General features: G+C 57.2%; 20 protein-coding genes. 8 read left to right on the top strand and 12 right to left on the bottom strand.

Annotated elements, in window-relative coordinates; all coding sequences use genetic code 11:
• Positions 1-12: 12 nt before the first annotated feature.
• The 5 genes from C5Y96_RS05270 to C5Y96_RS05250 form a co-directional block, all read right to left on the bottom strand.
• Positions 13-2058 carry a hypothetical protein gene (locus C5Y96_RS05270; protein ID WP_105350608.1) on the bottom strand — a complete coding sequence of 682 codons (2046 nt, stop codon included), beginning with the start codon at positions 2056-2058 and terminating at the stop codon, positions 13-15.
• Positions 2059-2526: 468 nt separating this feature from the next.
• On the bottom strand, positions 2527-3228 hold the full coding sequence (locus C5Y96_RS05265) for an NYN domain-containing protein (RefSeq protein WP_146115521.1): 702 nt from the start codon (positions 3226-3228) through the stop codon (positions 2527-2529).
• Between the two features lie 56 nt (positions 3229-3284).
• A complete protein-coding gene (locus C5Y96_RS05260) occupies positions 3285-4568 on the bottom strand; it encodes a dihydroorotase (RefSeq protein ID WP_105350602.1) in 1284 nt (427 codons plus the stop codon).
• Between the two features lie 71 nt (positions 4569-4639).
• Positions 4640-5599: an aspartate carbamoyltransferase catalytic subunit gene (locus tag C5Y96_RS05255; RefSeq protein WP_105350600.1), complete on the bottom strand. Its 960-nt coding sequence runs from the start codon at positions 5597-5599 to the stop codon at positions 4640-4642.
• A gap of 160 nt (positions 5600-5759) precedes the next feature.
• Positions 5760-7403, bottom strand: coding sequence for an efflux transporter outer membrane subunit (locus C5Y96_RS05250; protein WP_158261100.1), 1644 nt, complete (start codon positions 7401-7403; stop codon positions 5760-5762).
• 389 nt (positions 7404-7792) lie between these two features.
• Between C5Y96_RS05250 and C5Y96_RS05245 the strand changes: the two genes are divergently transcribed.
• Complete coding sequence (locus C5Y96_RS05245) at positions 7793-8287, top strand: hypothetical protein (protein WP_105350596.1); 495 nt, start codon at positions 7793-7795, stop codon at positions 8285-8287.
• Between the two features lie 69 nt (positions 8288-8356).
• Here C5Y96_RS05245 and C5Y96_RS05240 read toward each other — a convergent pair whose 3' ends face one another.
• Positions 8357-10048 carry an ABC transporter permease gene (locus C5Y96_RS05240; protein ID WP_105350594.1) on the bottom strand — a complete coding sequence of 564 codons (1692 nt, stop codon included), beginning with the start codon at positions 10046-10048 and terminating at the stop codon, positions 8357-8359.
• Between the two features lie 618 nt (positions 10049-10666).
• Here C5Y96_RS05240 and C5Y96_RS05235 point away from each other — a divergent pair.
• The 3 genes from C5Y96_RS05235 (at position 10667) to C5Y96_RS05225 (ending at position 12442) form a co-directional block, all read left to right on the top strand.
• A complete protein-coding gene (locus C5Y96_RS05235) occupies positions 10667-11671 on the top strand; it encodes a DUF1559 domain-containing protein (RefSeq protein WP_105350593.1) in 1005 nt (334 codons plus the stop codon).
• A gap of 2 nt (positions 11672-11673) precedes the next feature.
• Entirely contained in the window at positions 11674-12123 is a 450-nt protein-coding gene (locus C5Y96_RS05230; RefSeq protein WP_105350592.1) for a carboxypeptidase-like regulatory domain-containing protein, read from the top strand.
• A 127-nt stretch (positions 12124-12250) separates the two neighbouring features.
• Positions 12251-12442, top strand: a complete 192-nt coding sequence (locus C5Y96_RS05225; protein ID WP_105350591.1) for a hypothetical protein — start codon at positions 12251-12253, stop codon at positions 12440-12442.
• A gap of 59 nt (positions 12443-12501) precedes the next feature.
• Here C5Y96_RS05225 and C5Y96_RS05220 read toward each other — a convergent pair whose 3' ends face one another.
• Positions 12502-13335 (bottom strand): ATP-grasp domain-containing protein, encoded by an 834-nt coding sequence (locus tag C5Y96_RS05220; RefSeq protein WP_105350590.1) that lies wholly within the window; start codon positions 13333-13335, stop codon positions 12502-12504.
• A gap of 159 nt (positions 13336-13494) precedes the next feature.
• Here C5Y96_RS05220 and C5Y96_RS05215 point away from each other — a divergent pair, with 159 nt between their 5' ends.
• From C5Y96_RS05215 to C5Y96_RS05205, 3 genes are all read left to right on the top strand, one after another.
• Positions 13495-13854: a hypothetical protein gene (locus tag C5Y96_RS05215; RefSeq protein WP_105350589.1), complete on the top strand. Its 360-nt coding sequence runs from the start codon at positions 13495-13497 to the stop codon at positions 13852-13854.
• A 72-nt stretch (positions 13855-13926) separates the two neighbouring features.
• The gene (locus C5Y96_RS05210) at positions 13927-14346 is read left to right on the top strand and encodes a hypothetical protein (RefSeq protein ID WP_105350586.1); all 420 of its coding nucleotides are present in this window, start codon (positions 13927-13929) and stop codon (positions 14344-14346) included.
• Between the two features lie 92 nt (positions 14347-14438).
• Positions 14439-15620 (top strand): Gfo/Idh/MocA family protein, encoded by a 1182-nt coding sequence (locus C5Y96_RS05205; protein ID WP_105350583.1) that lies wholly within the window; start codon positions 14439-14441, stop codon positions 15618-15620.
• On the opposite strand, the gene C5Y96_RS05200 is transcribed toward C5Y96_RS05205, so the two are convergent.
• Positions 15617-16753, bottom strand: a complete 1137-nt coding sequence (locus C5Y96_RS05200; RefSeq protein WP_158261099.1) for a GNAT family N-acetyltransferase — start codon at positions 16751-16753, stop codon at positions 15617-15619. The two genes, C5Y96_RS05205 and C5Y96_RS05200, sit on opposite strands and share 4 nt — an antisense overlap.
• Positions 16754-17172: 419 nt before the next feature.
• Here C5Y96_RS05200 and C5Y96_RS05195 point away from each other — a divergent pair, with 419 nt between their 5' ends.
• Positions 17173-18864, top strand: a complete 1692-nt coding sequence (locus C5Y96_RS05195; protein ID WP_105350578.1) for a leucine-rich repeat domain-containing protein — start codon at positions 17173-17175, stop codon at positions 18862-18864.
• Positions 18865-18874: 10 nt separating this feature from the next.
• Here the strand turns inward: C5Y96_RS05195 and C5Y96_RS05190 are convergent, their stop codons facing one another.
• From C5Y96_RS05190 to C5Y96_RS05175, 4 genes are all read right to left on the bottom strand, one after another.
• Complete coding sequence (locus tag C5Y96_RS05190; protein ID WP_105350576.1) at positions 18875-20380, bottom strand: sulfatase-like hydrolase/transferase; 1506 nt, start codon at positions 20378-20380, stop codon at positions 18875-18877.
• Positions 20381-20690: 310 nt separating this feature from the next.
• The gene (locus C5Y96_RS05185; RefSeq protein ID WP_105350573.1) at positions 20691-22151 is read right to left on the bottom strand and encodes a sulfatase family protein; all 1461 of its coding nucleotides are present in this window, start codon (positions 22149-22151) and stop codon (positions 20691-20693) included.
• 17 nt (positions 22152-22168) lie between these two features.
• Positions 22169-23743, bottom strand: a complete 1575-nt coding sequence (locus tag C5Y96_RS05180; RefSeq protein WP_233198787.1) for a sulfatase family protein — start codon at positions 23741-23743, stop codon at positions 22169-22171.
• 84 nt (positions 23744-23827) lie between these two features.
• Positions 23828-25345 carry a sialate O-acetylesterase gene (locus C5Y96_RS05175; protein WP_158261098.1) on the bottom strand — a complete coding sequence of 506 codons (1518 nt, stop codon included), beginning with the start codon at positions 25343-25345 and terminating at the stop codon, positions 23828-23830.
• Positions 25346-25597: the final 252 nt, after the last annotated feature.

The following is a 25597-nucleotide window of genomic DNA, read 5'->3' as shown; positions in this document are numbered from 1 at the left end:
CCCTTTTTCGTATTACCATCCCCACCAAGGATTAAACGGGAACCACTTGCTGGGCCCGAATCCGCGGAAACCAAACCGCGGGTGGAAGAACTCGGGGTTTTCGGGAGGACCGATCAGCGGCGTCTTCACCGGGGTCGCCACGCCAATGGCCTGCACCAGGCCATCACCACCAATGATGTCGGTCTTGGTTGAATCCAACTGCCAATTATTGCAGGTCCAGACATTTCCCGAAGCATCGATCTGCAGACCGGTGATGTGCTGGAACGAGGGATTCGAGTAGCTGAACAACACGTCGCCGCGATCGGTGCCACTTCCTTGCATCACGGTAATCGTCGGAGGCACACTCTGATCCGGCATTCCCCCAGGCGGATTGGTGAAGCTGGCAATCCAGATCTGGTTGCTACCATCGACCGCCAGGCCCCAGCCATGGGTCGTGGGATCGGCTTCATAATCGGTAGCCTGAAAGGTTTGTCCATCGATGAACGTGATCAAGTTCGATTCAAAATTGCTGATCCAACCGTTGCCACCCTGGTCGACAGCAATCGTTTTCGGCGAAGAGAAATCGCCGTGCTTTCGCAGCAACGACAGGTCAGGCGTCTGCCCCAGCCCCGGCGAATCGATCTGGGCAACCACCCGAATTCGGTTGCGACGATCCAGTTCCAGCACGCACACGTTCCCCACACCAACCGGAGCAAAACCGGAGTTGGCCACCCAGGCTCTTCCCTGGGCATCGATCGCCACGCTGAACGGCTTACGGACAATCAGCCCGTCGTTCTTTTTCTTAGGGAAGGTAATCGCCCGATTGCGATTGGCACCCAAAAACACGGTGATCGAACCATTGGAGAGAGGGTCGGACGAGTCCCCCATGTTCGTCACCCACAAGTTACCACGCTGATCGAACGCGATCCCCATCGACTTCACTGGTGGATCTTCGTCGAACAGGGTCGAAGGGAAATAGCGACGCAGCATCCCGCGTGGCGAGAACGAGACGACATCGCCGTTACCGAAGTTGGCGATCCAGCCGTTGTCGAAGCGATCGACCGCGGTACCATACCCGGAACCATTCACCAGCGGACTGACGATCGGGCTCCCGAGAATCGGCTGCCCCAAAGGACTCAGCACGGTGACCTGCTGGCCAGGATCGACATCGGGTGGCGAGTTGTTGAAGTTGTTGTTGACCCACACATTCCCCTTGGAATCGAAGGCCGTGCGTCCCGGCGCATTGAATCCACCTTCCGTGAAATGCAGCATCAAAATCCAGGCCATCGGCGGCTCGATTAACAGCGGAGCATACAGCGGCGACGACTGCGCCAGGGCCAACAGCGAACTGTTATCGAACGAAGCCGGGTTGCGGGCAATGTTGTGAATGGCCTCGAAGGTGTTGGTCGGTGCCGGCGAACCTACTGGCGTGGTAAGCGCGAACAACGTATCGCAAGCGGTGCCGGTATTGTCGGTAGCACAAGCGACAATCATATCGGCCAGTGCGTTCATCGTGACCAAAGCCTGGGTCGTTCGTGGATACTCGAGCAACGTACTGCCGTTGTTCTGATTCGAGACGACGGCCGCAGCCTCGCCGGTCTGCACGTCGACCAGGTTGGTCGTCGTGCCGAACGCGTTATCGAGCCCCGGCGAGAAACCGTAGATTTTGTGCCCGTCGATAAACTGGGCACAAGCAAACGCCGTGGCCACCGTCGTCAGTTCGTTCACTTGAACGGCGATCGAAAGGTTCTTTCCGACCTGCCCCAGCGCCGCGACCAGCACTAGCTCGCTATCGCCTGGCTCTCCAGCAGAGACCACGACATACAGCAGGTCGCCATGACTGGCCCCGCGATAGTTGACGCTGAACAAACCGTTCTCGTCGGTGGTACTCGTATCGAGCAAATGCGCACTTCCCCAGCCCGCTGAATACAACTCGACTGTGGCACTATCCAGTGGCAACGCACCTGCCGTCGCAAACCCGGTAATCTTGCGACCACCCCCTTTAGCCAGCGACACCTCAGGCAGTGCCAAACAGAATGCGGCGACAAGGATCATCGCGATCCCGAAAGAACGAATCATGGAAGCACCTCGCTGAAGCAATGCTAAACGGAGAGAGATTAAGTCATTGCAGCGAGCTTCCCTTCCCGCCTGGAGAAGACCGCGATACGGCAAACCACACCACGACCACTCATGGGGGATAGCCTAACTACGCCATCTAGCGATTTCAAATTCCTGCGTCTGTTTTTTCCGCGAACGAGAGGCTGGAACAAATGATCAATTGCGCCCGTTTTTTCATTTCACACCAGAGATCTGATGCGGGTGATCCGCTTACTGTAGACGGCAAACGCCTACGTTTTCCGTTGTTTCGCTCTACCTACGTTGCCGACAGGTGCGGACTTGCCGCAGCCAATCCTGAGAGGCCAGTTGCCGTATCGCGCGAAATTGGATCGACACATACCAATCGAAAGAGTGAACTCTTCACCGAATAGATGCCATGGTAGCGCATTCACGGCCTGATCAATTCAACGCCGGGACAACAGTACCTGCTTACGATTCGCCGAAGAATTCCTCGGCGATCTTTTTCAGATAGTCGTCTGAAAAGACGTTCGGCGCGGGCTTCTCCGATCGCTTCGCACCTGGCGAGTTCTTCTTGCCAGGCGTTGCCTTCGGCTCTGATGGTGGCTCGGCTACAGGAGAAACGCGTGCTGTCTCTTCCCGAGGTGCCAGCGCGTCAATATCGATCTTGCCGAAGAACTCGACCCACTGGTTCACCTCCGACTCAGGTATCGCCGGAGTACTTGGCTGCTTGGAAGGGGGTGGCTTCTGGGCTTCTGCTTCGCGGCGACGGGCACGTGTCTGCCGCATCAAGCGGTACCAGCTATCGCTATCAATCGCCTTGGCCTTCCGGCGACGGGCCGCACGCTGCACGCGATGATCGCTAGAGACAACCGTCAGCCGTTTGGGTGCGTGATGCTCTTGAATCAACTCTTCGATCATCTCGTCGGCGTCGGCATAGCCGCTGGCAAACCGCACGGTGATCTGGTGGTAGTTGTATACTCGCGGCAAACCTGGCGGAGCCTTGGCCGAGTCGAAAACAACGACCGTTTGCGTGAGTTCCTTCGGATCGATCACCGCCAGCAGAGCATCGAGCAGGGCCCTGCGTTCCCCTTCAAAAGAACCTTCGCCATCGACAGAACCGACCAGACCAGCCGCGAAAAGCAAATTGTATCCATCAATGATCAGCGGCATGGCTGCGCCATCTTCTCGGCTGCGAAAGGAACGTTCACGCAAGCACGATGCGCGGATTAGCTTTCATCGTAGCGGAACTTGGTCAAACCGCCTACGATCGTTTCCACGGCACGCCCGGTCAGTTGGACACCACCGAAGGGAGAGTTGAAACTCTTCGAGCGGAAGTTCGACGTATCGACCGTCCAGTTGGCATCGGGATCGATGATGGTCACGTCAGCATCGGCACCTGGCTTGAGGGTCCCCTTTTCCACACCCAGTACCTGGGCAACGTTGGTGGACATAGCCCGAATGATGGTCGGCCAGTCGACGTGCCCGGCATGGACCAGGTGCGTGCTGACCAGCCCCAAAGCGGTCTCCAAGCCAACCATGCCAAACGGTGCTTCGGTAATCGCACACATCTTCTTTTCGGAAGATCGCGGAGCATGCCCGCTGGCGATCACGTCGATCGTGCCATCTTTCAGCCCGGCAATGCAGGCATCGATATGATCTTGCGAACGCAGCGGCGGGTTGAGCTTCAAACTGGTGTGAAAGCCGCGCATGGCGAGGTCGGTCAGTGCGAACTGATATGCACAGATGCTGGCCGTGACCCCCACGTTGCGATCTTTGGCCCGCCGCAGGATATCGACCGTCCCGCTGCACGAAATGGCCAGCAAATGCAGCTTTCCGCCGGTGGCTTCACAAATGCGAATATCGCGAGCCGCCATCACATCTTCGGCCTCGGCCGGCATCGGCGCAAGCCCCAGCACCGTGCTTACAGAGCCATCGTGCATCACACCGTCGCGCGAAAGCTCGACCATCTCGGGGCGGTTGAGTACCGGACGACCAAACATCAGCGTGTATTCCAAGGCCCGGCGAAGCAGTTCCGGATTGGAAACAGGACGCTGCCCATCACTAAACGCAATCGCTCCGGCATTGTGCAGAATGCCGATCTCGGCCATCTCTTCCCCTTGGCGTCCACTACTGACGCAGGCAACCGGAAAGACGTTGCAGTGATCGGCCTCGGATGCCTGGCGACCGAGGTACGTCACCGCGGCGGCACTATCGACCGGTGGATTCGTTTCGGAAATGGCCGCGATGGAAGTGAACCCGCCGGCCAGCGCCGCGTAGGCTGCCGATTCAATCGTTTCATCTTCCTCGAAACCAGGCTCACGAATCTGCACATGCAGATCGATCAGCCCCGGCACAACCAGCTTGCCGGTCGCATCGATCACCTTCATATCGGACTGAGGTTCGACGTCGATCGCGGCGATGCGTCCCTCTTCGATCAACAGGTTGGTGACGCGGTCGATGTTTTGGCTGGGGTCGATGACTCGCCCGTTTTGTATCAGCGTTTTCAGCATGGTTTCACGTCCAGTCCCTTCCCCCTTCACCGGCACAGGAAGGTGTGGTTCTTTCTTAGATTCAGCCCAAATCAACTGGCGCGGCCGGCACTAAGCAGCCACATGGCCGCCATGCGAACCGCCAAACCGTTATTCACCTGATGCAGGATCACCGAATGCTCGCCGTCGGCAACCTCCGGGGTAATCTCGACACCGCGGTTGATCGGCCCGGGGGCCATGATCAAGATGTCTGGCTTGGCCCGCTGCATCCGCTTTTGGTCCATGGCATACAGCAGTGCGTACTCGCGAACCGATGGAAACGGACGCGTGTATTGCCGCTCGAACTGGATACGCAGCAGGTTCAACACATCGCAACGCGGCAGGATGGCATCCAGATCGTGCGAAACTTCCACCCCGTATTCTTCCCAGCGGCGGGAAACGAGGGTTGAAGGACCACACACGATAACCTTGGCTCCCAGCTTTTGCAGACCCCAGATATTCGACCTGGCGGTCCGGCTGTGGGCGATATCCCCGACCAGGGCCACGGTCTTGCCGCTCAAGTCACCACGATGCTGACGGATGGTGAGGATATCGAGCAGGCCCTGGGTGGGATGCTCGTGAGGACCGTCACCGGCGTTGATCACCGAAACATCCAGGTTCTCGGCCAGCATCTGCGGCGTACCGGGGGCTTTGTGCCGGCAGACGAGCGTGTCGATGCACATCGATTGAATTGTCTTGGCTGTGTCCAGCAACGTTTCCCCTTTGGAGAGACTGCTGCTGGATGCCGAGAACTCGATGACATCGGCTCCCAGTCGTCGGGCAGCCAGCGAGAAGCTGGTGCGAGTACGTGTCGAGTCTTCAAAGAATAGATTGACGCTCGTGCGACCGGTTAACAGCGGCAGCTTATGGCGGCAATCTTGGGTGGATTCTTTGAACGCTTGAGCAACGTCGAGAAGAAGGTTGATTTCGTCTGACGTTAAACTTTCCAAATCGAGCAGATGCCGCTTTGTCCAGCGGCCCACGAAGGGCTCGAGAAAACCAGGCGTCTCCATGGAATCCCAGATAATATAAGCGTAAGGGGCCGGTTTGCGTTGGGGCAAATTCTACGGATTCCGCAGCTTACTCACAACCTGGGGCGCGCGAAAAAGGACGGCTGAAGCAAAATTCGCACCAGCCGTCCTTGGATTTAGCATTCCACTGAAGTCATACGACTTAGTTACCCCCTGCCGCCGGCGGTGGCAAAGCATCCGCAGGCAGCAAAGCGTCCTTCGGCACGGGAATGTTTGGGATCAGGTTGTCATCCAGTGGGATGTCCTGGTCGTTGTTCCCATTGGGGTTGGCCGGGGTCGGCTCGATGATTTCCCCAGCCGGCACAGCGGTCGGATCAGGTGCGACCGCGAATGGATCGACCCAACCACCACCCAGGGCCTTGTACAACGAGACCACGGCCAGGTAGATATCCCCCTCTGCGGCGGCTGCCTGGTCGTCCAGTTCTGCCTGGAAACGCTGAGCGTCTAACAGCGTCTGGAACGGGATGATCCCCCCCTTGTACTGTTCTTCGGAAATCTCGGCCGCGGCACGAGCCGCCAAAGCTGCTTCGCGAAGGCTCTTTGCCCTTTGAATGCTATAGCGGTACTGCGATAGCGAGTCTTCCACTTCCTGAGCGGCCGTGATGACCTCGTTCTGATAGTAATAAACCAGCCCACGCCAGCGAGCTCGCTGAGCTTCGATGTCGCTGCGGACACGTCCGAAGTCCAGAAGTCGCCATCGCATGGCAGGACCAGCCGCATAGGCGATACTGTCGGTCGTAAACCAGCGGTTGAACCTGGTCGAGTCGACGGTGAACGTACCGGTGATCGTGAAGCGTGGATACAACTCCGAAACCGCCACGCCAATACGTGCCGCTTGAGCCGCCAGTTGACGTTCGGCCGAGCGAATATCAGGACGCTGACGAATCAGTTCGATCGGCAGACCCACGGCAATATCTTGCGGCAGCATCGGGAACTGCTGCTGTGGCGTGATCTGTTTCGACAAGTCGGACGGTGGTTCTCCCATCAGCACCGAAAGGCGATGGTAGGCCAGTTCCATTTCCTGACGCAGAAGCGGAAGGCCCGCTTCGGTGCTGTACAAGTTAGACTTCGCCTGTTCGACGTCGAGCTGGCTCACCGTGCCTGCCGCGAAACGGTCTTCGGTGATCTTCAACGACTGACGCTGCAACTCGATATTGCGTTCGACGAATTCAACACGACGCTGCAAGGTGCGGACCTGGATGTAGTTGGCCCCGACTTCTCCCTGCAAGCTGACCAGCAAGGCGTTGTGGTCTTCGATCGCCACGTCGACGTCGGCCGTGGTCGCTTGAACTCGACGACGCACGCCACCGAAGATATCGATTTCCCAAGACGCATCGAAACCAGCCGACCAGAAGTTAAACGGAGGCGGATTGAAGTTCGCCAGACCAAAGCTATTACCACTGCCAGAGGTCTTACGACGGGCGTAGCTGGCCGTGCCGTCGATATCGGGAAACAGCCCGCCGACTGCGATCCCACGCAAAGCACGGGCTTCGGCAATTCGTTCGGCCGCTTGTCCCAGCGTGAGGTTTTGTTGAGCGGTTCGCACGATCATGCTGGTCAGAATCGGATCGTTGAACTTCGTCCACCAGGCAACAGAGTCGTTGGGCGACTGACTGACCCCAGGAGGTAGCGGCGGAATCCATTCGCATTGGAAAGGCGCGCCGGGATCGATATGGTCCGGCCCGACCAGGCATCCGCTAAGCCCGATAGAAACCGTCGCGACGGCACCGAGCACAAGCTTGCCAATGATCACTGCCGCCTTGCTCGTCGATTTTGATTTTCGCATAACCATTCGCAAGCTAACCTTTTCGTTTCGAGATAGTCTATCTCCCAAGGAGATATCCGCCAGAAACGTTATCGGTGGAATAATTGCGCCAGGTTGCACAGGAACTTTGACGGTCGTACGAGTCACTCAACCGTTAATCTTGACGATAGTACCGATAGCACCTTTTGGCGCAATTGCCCGTGCCTGCAACCCATTTGGGGATACGCGAATGCCCTGGACATGAGACTGCTAGCAAGCTTTTGCTTTCCCAGGTTAACTAATCCGAAATTCCTGCGAATTCGATTCAACCGGACTGCGACTGCTGGCCGATGCCAAACAATGAGTCTGTGCGCAAGGATGTGCTGCAGGCCACTCCCCCCAGAAAACTCACTTCGCAAGGGATTGTGAGGATGAACCGACAACTTCCTCTATTCACACTTCCAGTGCTGGCCATCCTTATTTTGGGCAGCGGTTGCAGCATGGTGCCTCAATCCGATGCCGTGAGCACCCAAGACCAGGCCATGATTCCACAGAATCAACCCATGATCATGGTCGAGATGCAGTCGCCGGAAACTGGCAACCAGACGCAAAAGATTCCTCTCGCGTCTGCCCCTACTTTGCAGGCCGCCATCACGCAGGTAAAAGCCAACAAGAAATTCGATCGCTTCCACATCGCCGTGTCGCGGCTACCAGATCGCCCCGGCATGCCTCCGCAGAAGCTGATCTCGAAGTACGATCATCACAACGAACAGATTCCGTTTGAGTACGACTATCAGCTGCGTCCCGGCGACCGCGTTGTGATCGTTAAAGATCCGACCGATACCATGGACGACCTGCTGGGCAAGATCATCGGCCCCATGCGAATGGCCGCCGGTCGCGAACCGATCGACAAGTCGCCATTCTAAGCAGGCGATTCAATCCAACCGAACACGAAGAGCGTACCTTTCCGGTACGCTCTTTTCGTTTTGCCAGCATTAGTAAGAAACACGCCAGCGGGTGCGGAAGAGCCAGACCATGACGCCAAACATGATCGCGTTCATCCCGATGGTCAGTCCCATGAACGTCGAGAAACGGAACCAGTCGCCTGGGTTGTCGGTCGCTCCGTCCAAGTCGACTTTCAGCGGTACATCCCACAACGCGGAAAAGGGACTGATGAGGGTCAACTGACGCGAAACTTCAGCCACCGCAGTAATCGGTGGAGGCTCTGGCTCGGTGTTGGAAGAGGACGTGTAATCGACCACGGCGGTCTCGGCCGCCGGCGTGAAGGCCAACTGGGTGAAGTAGTCGAACGCGATCGTCCCACAAAACAGGGCGATGATCACCAGGTAGGTACACATCAAGCTGTGCGATGTCTTGCGAAACAGTACCGAGCAAAACAAGGCCAGCATCGAGGTTGTCACGCATGTAATCAATATTACCGAAAGGTACGCCAGCACCGACGTCCAGTTCGTCCAGTAGTACGGCACCATCACGCACGCCAGCAGCAGCGGCCACAGCAAAAAGCCGGTCAGCACGCTCGAGACACGAAAGCCGGCAACCAGCTTGCCTGAGAGGATCATCCACGGCGAGATCTCGGTGGTCAAAAGCAAATCAAGCGTTTCACGTTCCCGCTCAGAGGTAATACTTCCGGCCGAAAACACCGGCCCCACCAGGATGTTGAACAGAATCACGTACGCCATATAAAAAGGAGCGTACTGCGGTTTGAAGTACAAGCAAACCGCCATCAAGGGAATCGCCAGGAACATGCTGATCTGAATCACCAGACGCAGCATCAACGTCCCTTGGGCGAAGATTTCGCTATGGATCTCTTTGTCGTAAACCGGGTTCTTATGGTCGTCCAGTAGCTGCGTTCGCTTCGGTGGAGCGAACAACCGGTCGGGGAACTGGTCGCGCTGGATCACCAGGCCGACCGCCTCGCGGGCCTCTTTCTCCAAGTCGACCACATCCTTCCCTTCGCTCCCTACGTCGTGCGGATATAGCAAAGTACGAGCCGTATAAAGCGAAAGCAGAAGGATCGTCGCCGCAGCCGCCGCAGGGACGGTAATCAACAGCACAATCAGACGCAGGCCACCATTCTGACCGAGCATCTGCCACACGAACGCACCCGCCAGCGCGATCGGTAGAATTAATAGGTACGAAACCACCAGCGACGACGAGGTCCGCGCAAAGAAACTACTGCACGCGACGCTGATCATGCCAAACGTCGCCACCGCGACCATCAAAATCGCGTACGCCGCGAGGAGTTCATACAGCGAAACACCCCCCAGCGGCAAACACAGCATCACGATCGGTAACGATGTAAAGATCAGCAGCGCCAAGTGAGCCAGGGAAGCTAACAACTTCCCCACCACAATCGCCCCCGGTTTAAGCGGGCTGGCCAAGAGCATCTCGTACGTCTTCCGCTCTTTCTCGCCGGTCAGCGTGCCGGAAGCGAAGCTGGGTGCCATCAACGAAGCGAGCACGAATTGCCCCAGAAAGAACAAATCGAACAATCGCCGGGCCGCTTCCTGATCGGCCGAAAGATCGAGACGTTCGACCTGGGGCCAGGCAAAATAAACGATCGCCGCCAGAAGCATCTGGTAAGCCAACAGCAGCAAAAAGGCCCTTGCGGTCCGCAAGTTGACCAGCAGTTCGCGCTGTAAGACCGGATTCTCAAGCAGATACATTCGTGGCAAATCCTTACCAGGCAAGGCGATGAGCATCTCGTTGTCCGACGAGGCTTGCCTATTCTAAACGTCTGCTTCTGGCCAAAGCTACCCTTGGGACAAGATTCCGCGTGACTCCCCTCGATCCCCCAAAACCAACCAACACATCTTTCGCAGTCTGCGCCCTCTTCCAAACCTCCCAAATTGCCGGTAGCCAATGACCAAGCTGCTGCGTGCCGTAAGTTTTTTTACGACGTCATTTCCCAAATTGCCTCTATAACAGGTTTGATTTTCCTACGTTTCCTAACGCTTCGCGCGCACACTAAGCAGATCGAGGCGAAGCCGCCTAAGGAGACAGCACTCCCCTTTAGCCAAGGGAGGTAACTATGAAATTGGCAGAAAGAAAACGCTTAATATCGCAGGAAACCACCTCCCAACTTAGGGAAAGGATAAGACCTTGTAGGGAGATTTAAGGGACGATAACCACACTTGTTCTATTTAGCGCAAACCCCTTCGGCTATCCGTTATGGCTGTGAGCAGAGAATGAACACCATTTGGAACGCCGTTTGAGTATTCTATACCCCAGGAAGTTCTTTGAGTTTTTTTCCTGCCAGACAGACCCTCCTGGAGCTGTAGAACATGACCACGAAACATACCGCACGAAGTGGTTTCTCCCTGGTCGAACTGTTGGTCGTATTGGCCGTCATTGGTGTCTTGGTGGCCTTGCTGCTGCCGGCCGTACAACAGGCCCGCGAGACCTCGCGCCGCATGGCCTGCACCAATAACATGAAACAACTCAGTCTCGCCCTGCATGTCTATCACGACACGTTCAACGTCTTTCCTTATCGCGAAGGGGGAAGCGGCCAGCATCAACACAACGGCGGAACCCTGGCTCCGTATCAACGTCAAAGCGGGTTCGTCGGTTTGCTTCCCTACATCGAACAATCAGCCGCCGCCAACGAAGTCCGCGCCCATGGCAACACCAAGACTCCCTGGGATGATTTTCAACCTTGGACAATCACGTTCAACACGCTGCTCTGCCCCTCGAGCCCGCAGCATGTCTCCAATGACGTGATCGCCGATGCCAACTACACCTTCTGCGCCGGCGACTCGTACGATACCGAAACCCTTGAGCCGCGCGGTATCTTCGGCCTGGTCAAACACACGAGCATGGCCGACATCACCGACGGCACCAGCAACACGCTTGCCCTATCCGAACACGGGTTTCCGACCAGTCCTACCGATCGCTTCAATGTGAACTACGGCAGCGACCCGTCCACGCCAGCCGAGTGTGCGTTGACCTACGATTCGATCAGCGGGTACAGCAATCCGATCAGTGCCCCCGGCAGCCGCTGGACCGACGGCGGTTCAGCCTTCTCGGCCATGAATACCTGCCTTCCGCCGAACAGCCCGCAGTGTGCTTACTCGAATCACGACGCCCAGGACGGGTTCTACACCGCCTCGAGCTACCATCCCGGTGGTGTGATGGCAACCTTCGCCGACGGTTCGATTCGTTTCATCACCGAAACGATCGACGCCGGCAATCAGGGAGCCGCCTCGGTCGCCAGCGGCCCGAGCCCGTATGGCGTGTGGGGAGCGATGGGCAGCAAGAGTGGTGGGGAATACACCCCAGGCAGCGAGTGATCATGTCCCGCATTCCTTCCATGTTTCTGTTGATCGTGGCCGCGGCATTCCTGGGATGCAGTTCAGGCCAGCCGACCTTGATCCCAGGCCGAAATCCCACGATTCCTGTCCGCGGCCAGATCACCCTCGACGGAACGCCCATCGAGGGAGCCACCGTGATGTTCTTCTGCGAAAAACTGATGATCACCTCGTACGGCAAGACCGACAAAGCAGGCCAATACGAGCTAACCACTTACGAACCAGGCGACGGTGCTCCGGCCGGGCGGTACCAGGTCTCGGTGAAGAAAATCGAACAAACAATCGTCCAGCCGAGTGACCATCCCGCCATTCCACCGAAGTCGAAGACCGTGCAGCATCTGCCGCCGCAATATTCCGACTATAAGTCGTCCGAGCTGAAAGCGGTGGTTGCCGAAGGGGGCAACAACGCGTTCCAGTTCAATCTCAGCAAGTAACACCAGCCGTAAAACGCAACCTTCCCCCTCGAACTGGTGCGACGCTTATCACGTGCGTTGCCAGCACGCTTGGCGTAGAATCTCTCTGTCGACCCCCGAACAATCATGCAGCGACGGAGAGAATTCAATGGGACCTCTGAAAGGTCTATGGCGCGATACCTGGTGGCTATGGTTCGTCTTTGCCGCACTCATCGTAGGCGTGTCGTACGCCGTCACGCCATTCTTCGTCATTCTGATTCCGATCTTCGCCGTCGTATTTGTTTACTTCAGCTACATGCGTTACGACGATCAGGGACGCAACAAGGGTGACCTGATGTAGCGAGAAGGAAACACATCGAGATCAAATGGGGTACCAGCAGGTTTCGGCGGCCTTGTTCGTCATCCAAAGTGGTTAGCTTTCCACGCGTCTTGTGCGGTCGCACTTGCAGCCCGAATCACCGCGGCTAGATCGCAAGCGTACAATCCCGAGCAACTGAAGCTATTCAGTTCCAGTAGATAGAGTTCGTCGTTCGATTCGCAAATATCCATCATGAAGGCCTTGTCAGGACGCCAGGGCACTTCGTGCAACATCTCGTCGGCAAATCGTAATACGCTCTCCGGACAGCCTCGCGATATTGCCATGGTACCGTTATCTCGATATTGCGTTGACGCAACGACTTCATCGTCGACGATAACGAGCCGCCATTCTCGGCCGATTTCCTTCGCAGATGAAACGACAATCCGAGTTGTCGGATCATATCGCGATGCAGCGATGGCATCGCGAAAATCATCTTTGTACGCGACTCTGCCGGCGAACAGTTTATGCACGCTACTTGGTCGAACAAAGACTTCGTCACCATCACCAAATTCAGCGAACAGCTGCTCTTGCAGGCAGATCGCCTCGACGCCGGGCAGAATCGTGTGATGATCGTTGAGCAAGTACGCTCCGAAATAGGAGTAATAGGTGGCGCACGCCAGATTCTCAGTATTGCACCATCCACCTGGAACCCACGATCGGCGAAGCTGAATCTGTTGCATCAGCGGCAGAGTGCCCCACAGCACCACACACGCTTCCTCCGTAAGCAACTCAGCACCCAGGATGTCATGCGGCGGTTGCTTGCCGGGTGCATAATCGACCTCTATGCAGATCATGCCTTGGCGTTCGACCTCACGCTGGAAGGGCACCGCATGTTCTCTGTAGACGCCGTGTTCGATCAGCCAGAGTGGTTTCATGGGTGGTACAGGGTTAGACTACCTTCATCGTCAGTGAAGACAAATGGATTGGAAATCCATCCAACCATCAAATGATTACTTGGAAGATTTCATCGTTTCCTGCGTATAGACTAGCAGTACTTCTTCGGTCTATCAAAAGCCTATTAGAAAAGCAGAATCTTGTCGCTGGAACCTGGTGATATCATTGTCTTGGTGATTGCTGCCTTCGCCCTGGTGGTTGGTATCTGCCTACGACTCTTGTCAGGCAAACTCGATCGCCGGCGGGTCGAGTATTTCGTCAACGGTCGCGGAGACAAGCTGCTGTCGATCCAGTGGGCCCCCTTCGGACCGTGGGCTTTGGGAGAGCGTTCGGGTGTGTACCAGATTCGGTACCTCGATAAGGAGGGCTGCGAACACCAGGCTTACGTGAAAACCTCTCTCATAAACGGTGTTTGGTTTTCGGAAGATCGCATCATCCGCCGCCCCTCGCCAGGCACCCTACCTGGAAACACCCCGAATCCAGAATCGCAGGCCCAATAATCTGCAAAACGTAGCGAATACCCCTTCAATTCAAAACGTGGTTATTATCTATTTCGGAGGTAAGTCTCAGCGATGAACGGCGGGGAATTCGTCTTTATCGTGATCGGTGTCTCGATTGCTGCCAGCATCCTATTTCGCCTGTTGGCCGATTCCATGGACCGCGAGCGTGTTCGCAAGTATGTCACCCGAACTGGCGGGGAACTCCTGGAAACACACTGGGCTCCCTTCGGCCCTGGCTGGTTTGGCGAAAAGAGCGACCGCATCTATCGCGTCCGTTTTCGCGACCGCGCAGGGTGCATCCACAAGGCGCACGTGAAGACCTCGCTGATGACCGGCGTTTATATGACCAACGACACGATTGTCAGCTGCCCTCAAGCCAAATCGGAACCACCGCGTCCGAAGCATCTCGATACGCCTGCCCAGCAGGAAACGGTCGAACAGGAAAAGGCCCGACTGCGCAAACGACTGGCAGAACTCGAGCAGATGGACTAACCACCCACTCCGTGGCGAATCGCAGGCTGGCATGTTAGAATTCTGTCATCTAACCTGCCTTTCTTGCACACTCTTTTCTATCAATGCCTACCATGAAACGTCGAACCTTTCTCGCCGCTTCGTCCGCTGCTCTGCTGACCCCTTCACTGGCTTACGCGATTATTCCTCCGCGTCCCGTTGCCGTGATCGGCCACACAGGCCGCGGCAACTATGGGCACGGGCTCGATACCATGTGGCAGAAGATCGACACGGCGAAAGTGGTCGCCGTGGCCGATGCCGACCCACGCGGGCTGTCGCTGGCCACCAAGCGGCTGGAAGGGGCCAAAGGTTTTGCGGACTACCAGGTCATGCTCGAAGAAGTGAAGCCTGAGTTCGTTGCGGTCGGCCCACGTCATCCCGATCAACACTTCGACATGGTGCTGGCCGCGATCGAGTCAGGGGCGAAGGGGGTTTACTGCGAGAAGCCATTCGTGCGGACGCCAGCCGAAGCCGACGCCCTGATCGCCGCGGCCGAAAAGCACGGTACCAAGGTCGCCGTTGCGCACCGCAATCGCTACCACCCGGCGCTGAAACACATCGACAAGCTGATCGAGTCAGGCGAACTGGGCAAAGTCCTCGAACTGCGTGGCAAAGGAAAAGGAGACCACCGCGGCGGCAGCGAAGACCTGTGGGTGTTGGGGACGCACATCTTGAATTTGTTCTGCTACTTCGGCGGAGGCCAGCCCAAAAGTGTCTCTGGCATGCTGCTGCAAGACGGCAAGCTGGTAACCGCCCAGGACGTGAAGCCCGGCAACGAAGGGCTCGGCCCGTTGGCCGGTAACGAAGTCCATGCCCGCTACCTGATGAACAACGGCCTGGTCGCCTACTACGAATCGGTCGCTAACGACGGCACCAATCCTGACGGCTACTGCTTTCAAATCATCGGCAGCAAAGGGGTTGTTACCTGGCACATCGACCGCGATCCCGTCGCGCACTTCACGCCTGGCAACCCATACAATCCAGCCAATACGCCGCGTACCTGGATCCCGATTACCTCGCAAGGTGTCGGCCAAGAGGAAACCAAGTCGTACGACATTCAAAGCGTGCATAACCACGTCGCCGCCGGTAGAGATTTGATGAGGGCCGTGATCGCCAACCACGCGCCCAAGTGCGATATTCACGAAGCTGCCTGGACGGTCGAAATGGTCTGCGGCGTGTTCGAATCGCATCGTCAAAACGGGCAAATCATCGAGTTCCCACTCAAACAGCGCGACAACCCACTGACCAGGCTTTAAGTCACCAACCGTTTCTGGCAGCGATTATCGAAACCGGGAATGCTCGGATCGATCATCGCTCTGGTGGCCAACATCTGCGTATGCATTCCCCACGGGCTGTAGTGGGTAAAGGTCACAGCCCGCTGAATCTGGGTGGCGAAGCGTAGTTTGTAGTCCTGCGTGCCGGGGCCAAAGTTGATTTGCAGATCACCCCGGTTGTGACTGTCTTCGACAAACTCGGCCAGCAGAATCGTCCCCAGCCCCGATGCCGGGCACGACGCATCGTAGCCGCTTCGCAAACAGTAAACATTCCCGCGGCACACATAGTTGTACAGAAACGCCACCGGACGATCGTCGAGGTATAGCAGATTCATGTCGAGCATCCCGTTGAGAGCCGCTTCGACATGCAAGTCACGAATCAACGGGGCCACTCGTGAACTACAGAACGAAGCCTCTAGCGGAGAACTGGCCTGCCAGCTTCGCTGGGCAACGCTGCGAGACTGCTCGAACAGGTCCCATCGCGGGTCGATCTTGCCGGTTTCGATATCGCTACGGTACCGAACGTACTTCAGCTTACCATGCTGCCTGGCTCGCTCTTGTTCCCGCTTCATCCCCCGCCGCCAATTCTTCGACTTCGACTTGGTGAACTCTTCCCATGAGTCGGCCAGTTCGACGACCGGGGCTTCCATCCGAGGTCGCTCGAAAAACGGAATAGGCTGATCACTGATCACCTTCGCCAGCTGCGGGAAATGATCGGCCTGCTCGCACAGGTAACGAAAGTCGATCACATCCCAGTCGCGCGGCTGCGAGCGAATATACTCCAAGGCACTTTGCATCAAACCGACAGGATCTTTGCCGATCGGCCCATAGAATGTTCCCCAGTCATCCAGCGGGAACGAAAGAACACGCAGGCTACCCAAGCGAAACTTTTCCATTCGAACCGTAAAGGGGACGATACCTACCGGCTCGTCCCCTTCGCTAACCACCAAGACTCGTAGCTTCTGCTGACGCTTGAAATGTCGCAGCGTGATCGTCAGCCATTCGAGCGTTTGAAAGAAAGTCGCTCCTGGCGTGCGTCGATGCAGCCGATCCCACGCGATGGCCAGTTCACTTAATCGAGCGGGATCGTTGATCTCGCGAATCGTTCGTTGCATTGGTTTGCCCCATGAAAAAAATCGAGTGATCCAGAGTCCCAGCAGTTTGCATGAGGCATGCCAAAACCTGCGTCCAACCCCAGAGACTACTCGCAACACCCCATCAGTATGGAACTTGCGCACGATGCGATTTGTCCGCAGGCCAAACGCGGCCTGTGGTGTTTTGGCAACCGTGTTTCCAAGCGGCATCACGGGAGCCCAATCGAGGGGACGACCAACCACGACGATCGCCGCAATCGGAACCGATTCTTGCACCTTTCGCGCACACGAAATCGATTGTTCGCTCTGGGAATGCGTCGCCCCGCTAAACCACGCTCTTTCCTGCATCTTTCGCGCAGCGTTACCTGTATGTGGTTGTGATTTGGAAACACGCCTAAAATGGGGCCTCATCTAAATGGAACCGAAATCGGAGAAGCCTCATGCTGATAGATTTCCGCTGCGTCATCACGAACAGCGTTCTCGCTTTGGTCACTGCTGTGCTTCTGGCAGCCCCGTCGCCTCTGCCGGCCCAGCAAAATACGGCCAACGATCTGATGCCAAAGTGGGAGGATTTGAAGCCGCAACCGGCGCAGCTCCCCGAGAAGTACGTCGGCCAGAAGTTTCAGCCGGTCGATCTGTCGAAGTACGGCCTGCCGGTTACGGTCGACCTGCTATCGACGATGGAAGTGGAGCAGTCGTTCTCCCTTCCCCAGGTCGAGATCACCGACACCAACAATGACCGCTTTCTGCTGAAGATCGAATTCGGCAAGCCCACGTTTCGCTTCCTATTGCGGCGAGCAAGTCAGGCATTCGAGTTGGGCGCGTCGATGTCAGGCAAAACCGCAGCACAGTACATGCAAGACAAAGAGTTCCTCCGCTTTGCAGACCCATCGGTGCTGGCCATCAGCAGCCCAGACCCATGGGGCGAACCGGGCAAGGCCTACATGGCCTGGGGTACCCGCGCGGTCGGCAAGTTCGACTACAAGATGACCATCGGCGAAAGTGCACTCGACACGCCGAAGATGGACGAGCTGCAACTCGCGATGCACATCTTCCAATCGCTCAAGGCCAACCCCAGCGAGCCCAAGACGATCCTCGAGGAACTCGCCGCGCGGGGTGTCGATGTCGAAGATGTCGACGACCCGGCTGAAATCGATACCCTGAAGTTCGACGTCGTCGAGCGTTTCACCGAGGCCGGCTACGAGTTTATCGCCCCGCTGAAGAATCTCGAAATCGTAAGACATGGCTTTTCGCCTGCGACCGACAAGCTACTCGAAGCGCTTCAGGATAAACAGAAACTAGCTCGCTTGGATGTCTCAAGTGGAGACATCACCGACGCCGGTCTAGCCTATCTGAAAGACAAAACCGAGCTAACTTCGCTTGATCTGGCCGGCACGTTGATCACCGATGAAGGGCTGGCGAACCTAGCCGACCTGAAGAACCTGAGAACCCTATCGTTGGGCGAAACACAAATCACCGGCGAAGGGCTGGCATACCTGGCGAACCTTCCTGAATTGTCGAACCTTGACCTTCACTCGACGCCCCTTACCGATGACAACTTTCGTCACTTGGCCAAGCTCAAACACCTTAAGCAGTTGAATCTCTACGACAACCAACTCACCGGCGAGGGACTTCAGCATCTGGCCGAGCTGGGCGAACTCAACTACATCAATCTATCGAAGAGCCCACACCTCTCGCCGGCTACCCTGGCAGCCCTGGGAGCGTTGCCCAATCTCGAACGTCTGGCCGCGATCGAAACCCAGATCACGCCTAACGCGCTGACCGCGATCAATGTCGATACGCTCGAGTCACTCGAGCTCGGCGAAACCCCCACCACCGACGCGCAGCTGGAAAAGCTACAGCGTTTTACCAAGCTTAAGAGACTGGGCATCAGCGATTGCGATCAGATCGACGGCTCCGGCTTCGTCTATTTGAAAGAAATGCCGGCACTTGAGTCCCTTAGCCTACCGCGGACGATCTCCGCCGAAGCACTGCTCAAACTGAAAGACATGCCCAACATCAAGAGCGTGAACCTCGACACATTCGCCACGCTCCCGGCAGAGCACAGCTACTACCAAAAGAGCGACGTCGAGGCGCTCAAACAGGCACGCCCCGACTTGAAGTTATGGTAGCCGGGGGGAGCTACTTGGCTTGATCCCATAGTACGAACGGATCGTCCAGGCGTTTCATTTCTGCTTGCAGCAAGGCCTCCAGCTCTTTCCGCTGGGCGGCGTACTTGGGGTCGTCGGCCAGGTTTGTTTGGTGCTTCTCGGGGGTGATGCCGGTCATGGCGATCACTTCCTTGGTGTGGTGCTGCGGCAGGAACTCGTGCGGGTTCTCGGCCAGGTTGAACAGCTGCGTCTCTTGCACGCCGGCACTGGGCACGTCGTACTTCAGCAGCTTCCAATCTCCCTTCTTGACGCATCGCATGCCAGGCTTCTCGCCGCCGCAGTACACGCCGTACAGCACGTCGCGAACGGTCTGCTGCTGGCCTGTCAGTACCGGCTTGAAGCTGGTTCCTTCGCTGGTTTCAGGAGCATCGACCCCGGTCAGATCGCACAGCGTCGCCAGCACGTCGAGCAGGTAGATGTTCCCTTCGGCCCGCGTGCCAGGCTTAATGCCAGGGCCTTTCACCACCATCGGCACGCGCCAGGTGTGCTGGTACAAATTCTGTTTCCCTTGCAAACCATGCCGGCCGATCGCCATTCCGTGATCCGAGGTGTAGAAGATGTAGGTGTTATCGAGTTCCCCCATCGCTTCCAGCTTGGCCAGTACCTTGCCGATCTGGATATCGATGTTTTCGCTGCACGCGAACTCGCGTCCCAGTTCGTTGCGAATGGTCGCTTCGTCGCGGTTGGTCCACACACCACTGACCGCCACTTCATCGCGCACGTTCAAGTGACTGTTCTCGAAGGGATGCTTCGGCAGCCAGTTGGGCGGCATCTGCGGCTGCTTGTCGTTTGGCTGGGGCAGCGTGGTCTGTTTCGTGTGATTGATTGAACCGTACTTTTCCAAAAGCTCTGGCGTACCATCGCGGGTATCGTGCGGATGCGAGAATCCAAAGTAAATCAGAAACGGATCTTCGTCCTGCGACTTCTCGCGCTGGTCCAAATACTGGAGAACCTGCTTGGCATGCCAGGCACTGCCGGTCTCTGCGGTCCCGCCCCGCTTCATGGCATCTTTGACGACGGTGAACTTTTTGTTCGCCGCGTCGTAACTGTTGCCGGTTTTGCAGGTTCGCATCGTATCGTACCCGGCACGATTGAAGACCGCACCCATCGTGTAATCAGGCAGGTTCTCCGGCACGAGTTCACCATCTCCTTCATTCGGATTTCGCTTGCGATTGAGTCGGCTGGGAATGTGCCACACGGTCCGGCCGCTCATCACCATATGTCGAGACGGCGTGCAAACCGCCCCCGACCACGAGCCCATCTGGTACGCCGCATCGAACACCATGCCGTCTTTGGCCAACTGGTCGATCACTGGCGTATCGAGCTTGGAATCCGGGTTGTAAAGCTTCAAGTCGAACGGCGACTGATCGTCGACGATGATAAACAAGATGTTCGGTCGCTCGGCCGCCGAAGCGGTAGCGCCAAAGCACACGGCGAGAAGCAGACATGCGAGGATGGTTCGAGTCGCAATGATCATGGAAAGTCCTAACACGGGGAGCAGATAAGTGCCGCAGCAGGATGCTGAAATTAACCTCTGCATCCGCCTCTACAGCCAATGGGATTACTCTTCAGGCCTGGAAGGCCGACCGAATATAGCCAGGGGCGTGAGCCCCTGGTATCCGATCGAAAAACCTTCTAAGCCCTGGAAGGGCGACCGAAAAGAAGCATCGAGTTTTCGGTCGCCCTTCCAGGGCTTGTCATCTTTTGCGTTCCCTTTCCAGGGGCTCACGCCCCTGGCTACATTCGGCCGGGCCTCCGGCCCTTGGGATGAAACGAAGGGACTTTGCTTAGTTCTTCTCACTCTTCCAAAGGTTAATCTTTTTCGTATCGTTTTCCGACTTAGGGCCATCGGTGCTGCGGCCGCGCTCGATGTCGGCTTGCAGTTGCTGAAGCAGTTGCTCGGCAATCGAGGTTTCGCTCAGGTAGCGATTGTCCTGTTCGCCGATGTCGTCGGTCATGTGGTAAAGCTGCGCCTGGGGTCCCTTTTTACCAGCTTGCTTCTCGTTGGGCGAACTCCAACCGCCGGAACCGCGGGCCAGGGCCAGCTTCCAGGGACCTTGCCGATAGGCGAAGTGCCCGCTCACCGAATGATGCACGACGCCAGCCCGGGTGGACGTGATGGTCTCTCCGGAAAGTGCCGGTAGAAAGCTGACGCTGTCTTCGCACGAACCGGCTGGCACTTCGGTCCCAATCAGATCGGCCGCGGTGGCGAACCAGTCGGTCAGGCAAATCAACTGGTCGCACGTCGAGCCGGCGGCGACCTTGCCTGGCCAACGCACCAGAAACGGCACGCGATGCCCGCCGTCCCAGATGTCGGCCTTCGACCCGCGCAGATGGGCGCTGACGATGTGCCCCTTTTCGGCCAGTTTCTCAATGCCGGCCGCTTTGCTGCACCCGTTATCGCTGGTGAAAATGACCAACGTGTTGTCGGTCAGGCCGTTGCGTTCCAACGCCTTGTTCACCTCGACAACAACATGGTCGGTCTCCATCACGAAGTCGCCGTAATCCCCCAGGCCACTTTTCCCCTGCCAGGCCTGGGTCGGCAAAATCGGCGTATGGGGCGAGCCGAGCGGAATGTACAAGAAGAACGGCTGCTTGCCACCAGCGTGCTGGTCGATGTACTCGACACTCTTACGCGTCAGCCGAGGCAGCATGTTGATCGGTTCCGAGTGCTCGATGACCGTGTCGTTCTCGATCACCGTCTGCATATCGCGGGCATGGTGAAAGCCGTGGTAATAATCGAACCCGCGAGCCACGGGGCCATCGGGAATCTTCGATCCCACCGGCGGCGACTTGAACTGCTTCGCCGAGTAAGGCTGCCCGCTGTCGGGGTTGCAGTACTGAAAGTTCAGATGCCACTTGCCGATGATTGCCGTCTGGTACCCCTGCTCTTTCAGAAAGCTGGCCACCGTCGGACGATTCTCATCAATCAAGCACGGGGCGAAGCCAGTCACCACGCCACTTTGCAGTTTCGTCCGCCAACTGTACCGCCCCGTCAGCAGGCCATAACGAGTCGGCGTGCAAACCGACGATCCGCTGTGAGCATCGGTAAAGGTCATCCCTTGCTTTGCCAACGCATCGGCACCCGGCGTGGCGATCTTGCCGTGCTTGGGGTTCAAGCAGTGGACGTCCCCATAGCCGAGATCGTCGCACATGATAAAGACGATGTTCGGCTTTTCCGCCGCCATTAACGCTTGCGGAATCAATAACAGAAAAGCCAGGCAGAACCAGGTTGCTCGATCGTTCATATCCGTGCTCCTAATCGCTACTTCGCCAGGCGAGGTGCCGAGTGTCCTTGCTCTTGAATCTTGGCCAACAGCTTCTGCATCTCTTCGACCTTCTCAGGGTGATCGGCGGCCACGTTGTGACGCTGGCCGATATCCTGCTTCAGGTTGTACAACTCGACCGGCTGCTTGTCGTCGCCTGGGTAATTGTGCCGCGGTTCCCAGGCCTGCCAACCTTTCGAGCGATAGCCGGTCTTGGCATTGACCAGCAGCCAATCGCCCTCGCGAATCGCGTACTGCCCGGCGAATGTATTATGCACGTGCGACGCACGCACGTCTTCCGTTTTCCCTTGCAGATGGGGCAACATATTGTGCGAGTCTTCGGCCGCATCGGCAGGCAGTTGAAAATCGAGTGCGGCGGCGAACGTTCCCATCAAGTCGATCTGCGAAACCAACGCGTCACTCACCGTGCCAGGCGTGGTCACGCCGGGCCAGCGAACGATGAACGGCACGTGATGGCCCCCTTCATAGATGTCTCGCTTCAAACCGCGGAAGGGCTCTGGCGACCAGTGACCATACTTCGCATCGCGAGCATACGCGTAATGCTCTGGCCCATTGTCGGCGGTAAAGACCACGATCGTGTTGTCGGCCTGGCCGGAAGCTTCCAGCGCGGCCAGCAGCCGGCCCACCATCGCATCGGTTTCGACCACGAAGTCACCAAACGGACCAGCACCACTCTTGCCGTCGTAGGCATCGTTGGGAATGATCGGAGCGTGCGGGCACGGGAACGCAAAGTAGAGGAAGAACGGCTTCTTCTCGTCCTTACGAGATTCCAGATATGCCACCCCTTTATCGGTCAGGGTGGGCAGCACGGCGTACGGATCCCAGCCGGTAACCATCGGACCGGGGCGACATTCCCAACTCCCTTCCTTGATCTTCTTCCACTTCGACTCGTCTTTCATCGTGTCGGGGATCTGGGCCAACTTGTCATCTTCAATCCACGCATACGGCGGGAAGTTAATGACCGTGTCGCCGAAGTAATGATCGAAGCCATGGGCCAGCGGTCCGTCGGGAATCGACTTCGTCCAGTCGAAGCTGTCAGGCTGAATTCCCTTGTTGTTGCGAATCGCGTCCCAGTCCCAGCCGAGGTGCCACTTGCCGATGCACGCGGTGGCGTAACCTTGCTCCTTCAGCATCTCCGGCATGGTCAAACGCTCTGGCTGGAAGACCGAACTGCCGAACGCATTGACGATCCCATGAAAGTCGCGCCAGTGATGTCGCCCGGTCAGCAGCGCGTAACGGCTGGGGGTGCAAATGCCTGAAGAAGAATGTCCGTCGGTGAAGCGTGTGCCCGAAGCGGCCAGCTTATCGAGATTGGGCGTGGGGATTTTTCCCTTGGCGTTGTAGCACGAAAGGTCGCCGAACCCGAGGTCGTCGGCGTACAGAATCAGAATGTTGGGACGATCTTTTTCAGCGGCAGCCAGCACGCCGGTCGCGGTATGAACGAACAGCAGCAGCGCAGCAACCAACAAGATAGGGCGTTTCATAAGCTCAGGCTCGATAAGCAGTTGAGGCGGGATCAAGCAAACGGAAATAAAGCGAGCAGCGGGCATCATGGCCCCTGCTCATCAGTAAACAGCCGCGTGACAGCAATTCTGTCGCGCTAAATTGAATGTTTCCCCAAGTTTCCTGGAATCAAGTTACGGGGCGTAGTCGTCCGTTCGGAACGGCACCGCAGGCAAATCCCAGTCGTTGATCAGATTCACCTGCGGGAACGAGGCAAATGCATAACGCACCGCCACCGGGGCAGGCACCTCTTTGCTCGTCAACCGAACCGTCTCGCCGTCGATCTTAGCCACCGCCCGCTTCCACTGGCGATCCTTGCCGCAAATCCAGAATCCTTTTGGGTCGTTGCCATCGGTGGTCTTCAGACCTCGGGCATGGCTCAAGGAGACAACGGCGGTCGCGCCATCGATCTCCAACTTCTTCAACTGTGGTCCCGATGGGTCGACTCGGCCCGGCTCAAGAAAGTTCACGGCGATCATCGACAACCGCTTACCGATCGGGCGTTTGTCCGTAGGGTGAATATTGGTGAGATGCCCTAGATCGATCGTGTTGGCCAGCCCGGTGTTGGGCAGTTGTAAGAGTTTTGCCTGCGACTGGCGCATCCAGGCCCAGCCGTGCGCCGTAGGGGACTCGACATCCTTGGTCGGCGACGAGGCAGCCATCCGGCCGAAGCGTGGCAACATGACGGCCAGCATCATGAAGTCTTCGTTTTGAAAACGCTCGCGCAGCAGCGTGGTCCATGCCGAGAGCGTGTCGCCATACTGCTGCATCGACTCGATCGACTTGGAGTTGGCTTCCCCCTGATACCACACCATCCCGCGAACACTCAGCGGCTCGAGCGGGTGCAGCATCGCGTTGTACAAAATGTTGGGGCGAGTTCGCAGGTAAATGTTTTCATCACGCGTCCAGCGCGTTCCGCCTGCTTGCTTGGCGATCAAGCTGGCGACGCGGTCGTGTTCTTCCGTATCCAACTGCTTGAGTGCCGCTTGAAAGTGAGGCAGATCCTTGGCCATGCTTCGCGGCATCCACCCTTCAAGGGACGAACTTCCCCACGACGTTTCAATGACGGCAATCGGCACTTTCAACGATTCATACATGTCGTACGCGAACGTGGTGGCCACAGCGCTATTGCCGGGACCGACGATCCACTTGGCCGTGCAGCGGTCTTGCTCTTCGAAGGAAACGTCCTGGGTGATCTGCAGGCAGCGAACCGGAGCCCCCGTCAATTGATCTGCCAACTTCTTAATTTCGGGGATCCCCTGGTACCCCATCTGCATGTTCGATTGTCCGCTGCAGATCCACACTTCACCCAATAGCACGCTCTTCGCGATGAGTTTCTGTTTGCCGCTGGTGGCGACGAGATCGTAGAAACTCTTGCTGTACGGCATGGGCTCCAGCGCGACGCTCCAACTTCCGTCGGCGGCAACCGTGGCGCTGGCCTGTGGGTCTTTAGTGATGGTCTCGGCGTCAGCCAACTTCACGGTGACCTTCTCGCCTGGCGTCCCCCAGCCCCAGACCCGAATCGGCATATCGCGCTGCAGAATCATGTGATCGCCGAAGGGAGAAGCCCACTGAAACGGCTCGGCAACGGCTCGTCCCTGCGCAAAAAGACACATTAAGACGGCTAACAGAAACGAAAAATTTCGGAGCATGAGAGAATTCTTTCCGCCCCACCACGGCACCTGAAAGAGCCGGGGGACAATCAGCGTAAATACCAATATCAAGCACACATACGACATCCAGCATACCGACTATCGCGGGCCATATCTGCCACCTTTTTCTGCGAAATGCGGCATTTTCTTGTTCGTCAGCCACCCCCTGGACTATTGCCAAAACGACCGTTTGCACGTAAAACCTTGCGCAATACACCATACAAGATCGCGCACGTCGACGTCCTCTCCCTT

Source organism: Blastopirellula marina, from assembly GCF_002967715.1.
GTDB lineage: Bacteria > Planctomycetota > Planctomycetia > Pirellulales > Pirellulaceae > Bremerella > Bremerella marina_B.
This window is presented reverse-complemented; position numbering and strand designations above follow the sequence as displayed.

Coding starts and splice junctions, on each gene's coding strand:
- C5Y96_RS05270 (WP_105350608.1), bottom strand. CDS start 2,058: ATGATTCGTTCTTTCGGGATCGCGATGATCCTTGTCGCCGCATTCTGT.
- C5Y96_RS05265 (WP_146115521.1), bottom strand. CDS start 3,228: ATGCCGCTGATCATTGATGGATACAATTTGCTTTTCGCGGCTGGTCTG.
- C5Y96_RS05260 (WP_105350602.1), bottom strand. CDS start 4,568: ATGCTGAAAACGCTGATACAAAACGGGCGAGTCATCGACCCCAGCCAA.
- C5Y96_RS05255 (WP_105350600.1), bottom strand. CDS start 5,599: ATGGAGACGCCTGGTTTTCTCGAGCCCTTCGTGGGCCGCTGGACAAAG.
- C5Y96_RS05250 (WP_158261100.1), bottom strand. CDS start 7,403: ATGCGAAAATCAAAATCGACGAGCAAGGCGGCAGTGATCATTGGCAAG.
- C5Y96_RS05245 (WP_105350596.1), top strand. CDS start 7,793: ATGAACCGACAACTTCCTCTATTCACACTTCCAGTGCTGGCCATCCTT.
- C5Y96_RS05240 (WP_105350594.1), bottom strand. CDS start 10,048: ATGTATCTGCTTGAGAATCCGGTCTTACAGCGCGAACTGCTGGTCAAC.
- C5Y96_RS05235 (WP_105350593.1), top strand. CDS start 10,667: ATGACCACGAAACATACCGCACGAAGTGGTTTCTCCCTGGTCGAACTG.
- C5Y96_RS05230 (WP_105350592.1), top strand. CDS start 11,674: ATGTCCCGCATTCCTTCCATGTTTCTGTTGATCGTGGCCGCGGCATTC.
- C5Y96_RS05225 (WP_105350591.1), top strand. CDS start 12,251: ATGGGACCTCTGAAAGGTCTATGGCGCGATACCTGGTGGCTATGGTTC.
- C5Y96_RS05220 (WP_105350590.1), bottom strand. CDS start 13,335: ATGAAACCACTCTGGCTGATCGAACACGGCGTCTACAGAGAACATGCG.
- C5Y96_RS05210 (WP_105350586.1), top strand. CDS start 13,927: ATGAACGGCGGGGAATTCGTCTTTATCGTGATCGGTGTCTCGATTGCT.
- C5Y96_RS05205 (WP_105350583.1), top strand. CDS start 14,439: ATGAAACGTCGAACCTTTCTCGCCGCTTCGTCCGCTGCTCTGCTGACC.
- C5Y96_RS05200 (WP_158261099.1), bottom strand. CDS start 16,753: ATGCAACGAACGATTCGCGAGATCAACGATCCCGCTCGATTAAGTGAA.
- C5Y96_RS05195 (WP_105350578.1), top strand. CDS start 17,173: ATGCTGATAGATTTCCGCTGCGTCATCACGAACAGCGTTCTCGCTTTG.
- C5Y96_RS05190 (WP_105350576.1), bottom strand. CDS start 20,380: ATGATCATTGCGACTCGAACCATCCTCGCATGTCTGCTTCTCGCCGTG.
- C5Y96_RS05185 (WP_105350573.1), bottom strand. CDS start 22,151: ATGAACGATCGAGCAACCTGGTTCTGCCTGGCTTTTCTGTTATTGATT.
- C5Y96_RS05180 (WP_233198787.1), bottom strand. CDS start 23,743: ATGATGCCCGCTGCTCGCTTTATTTCCGTTTGCTTGATCCCGCCTCAA.
- C5Y96_RS05175 (WP_158261098.1), bottom strand. CDS start 25,345: ATGCTCCGAAATTTTTCGTTTCTGTTAGCCGTCTTAATGTGTCTTTTT.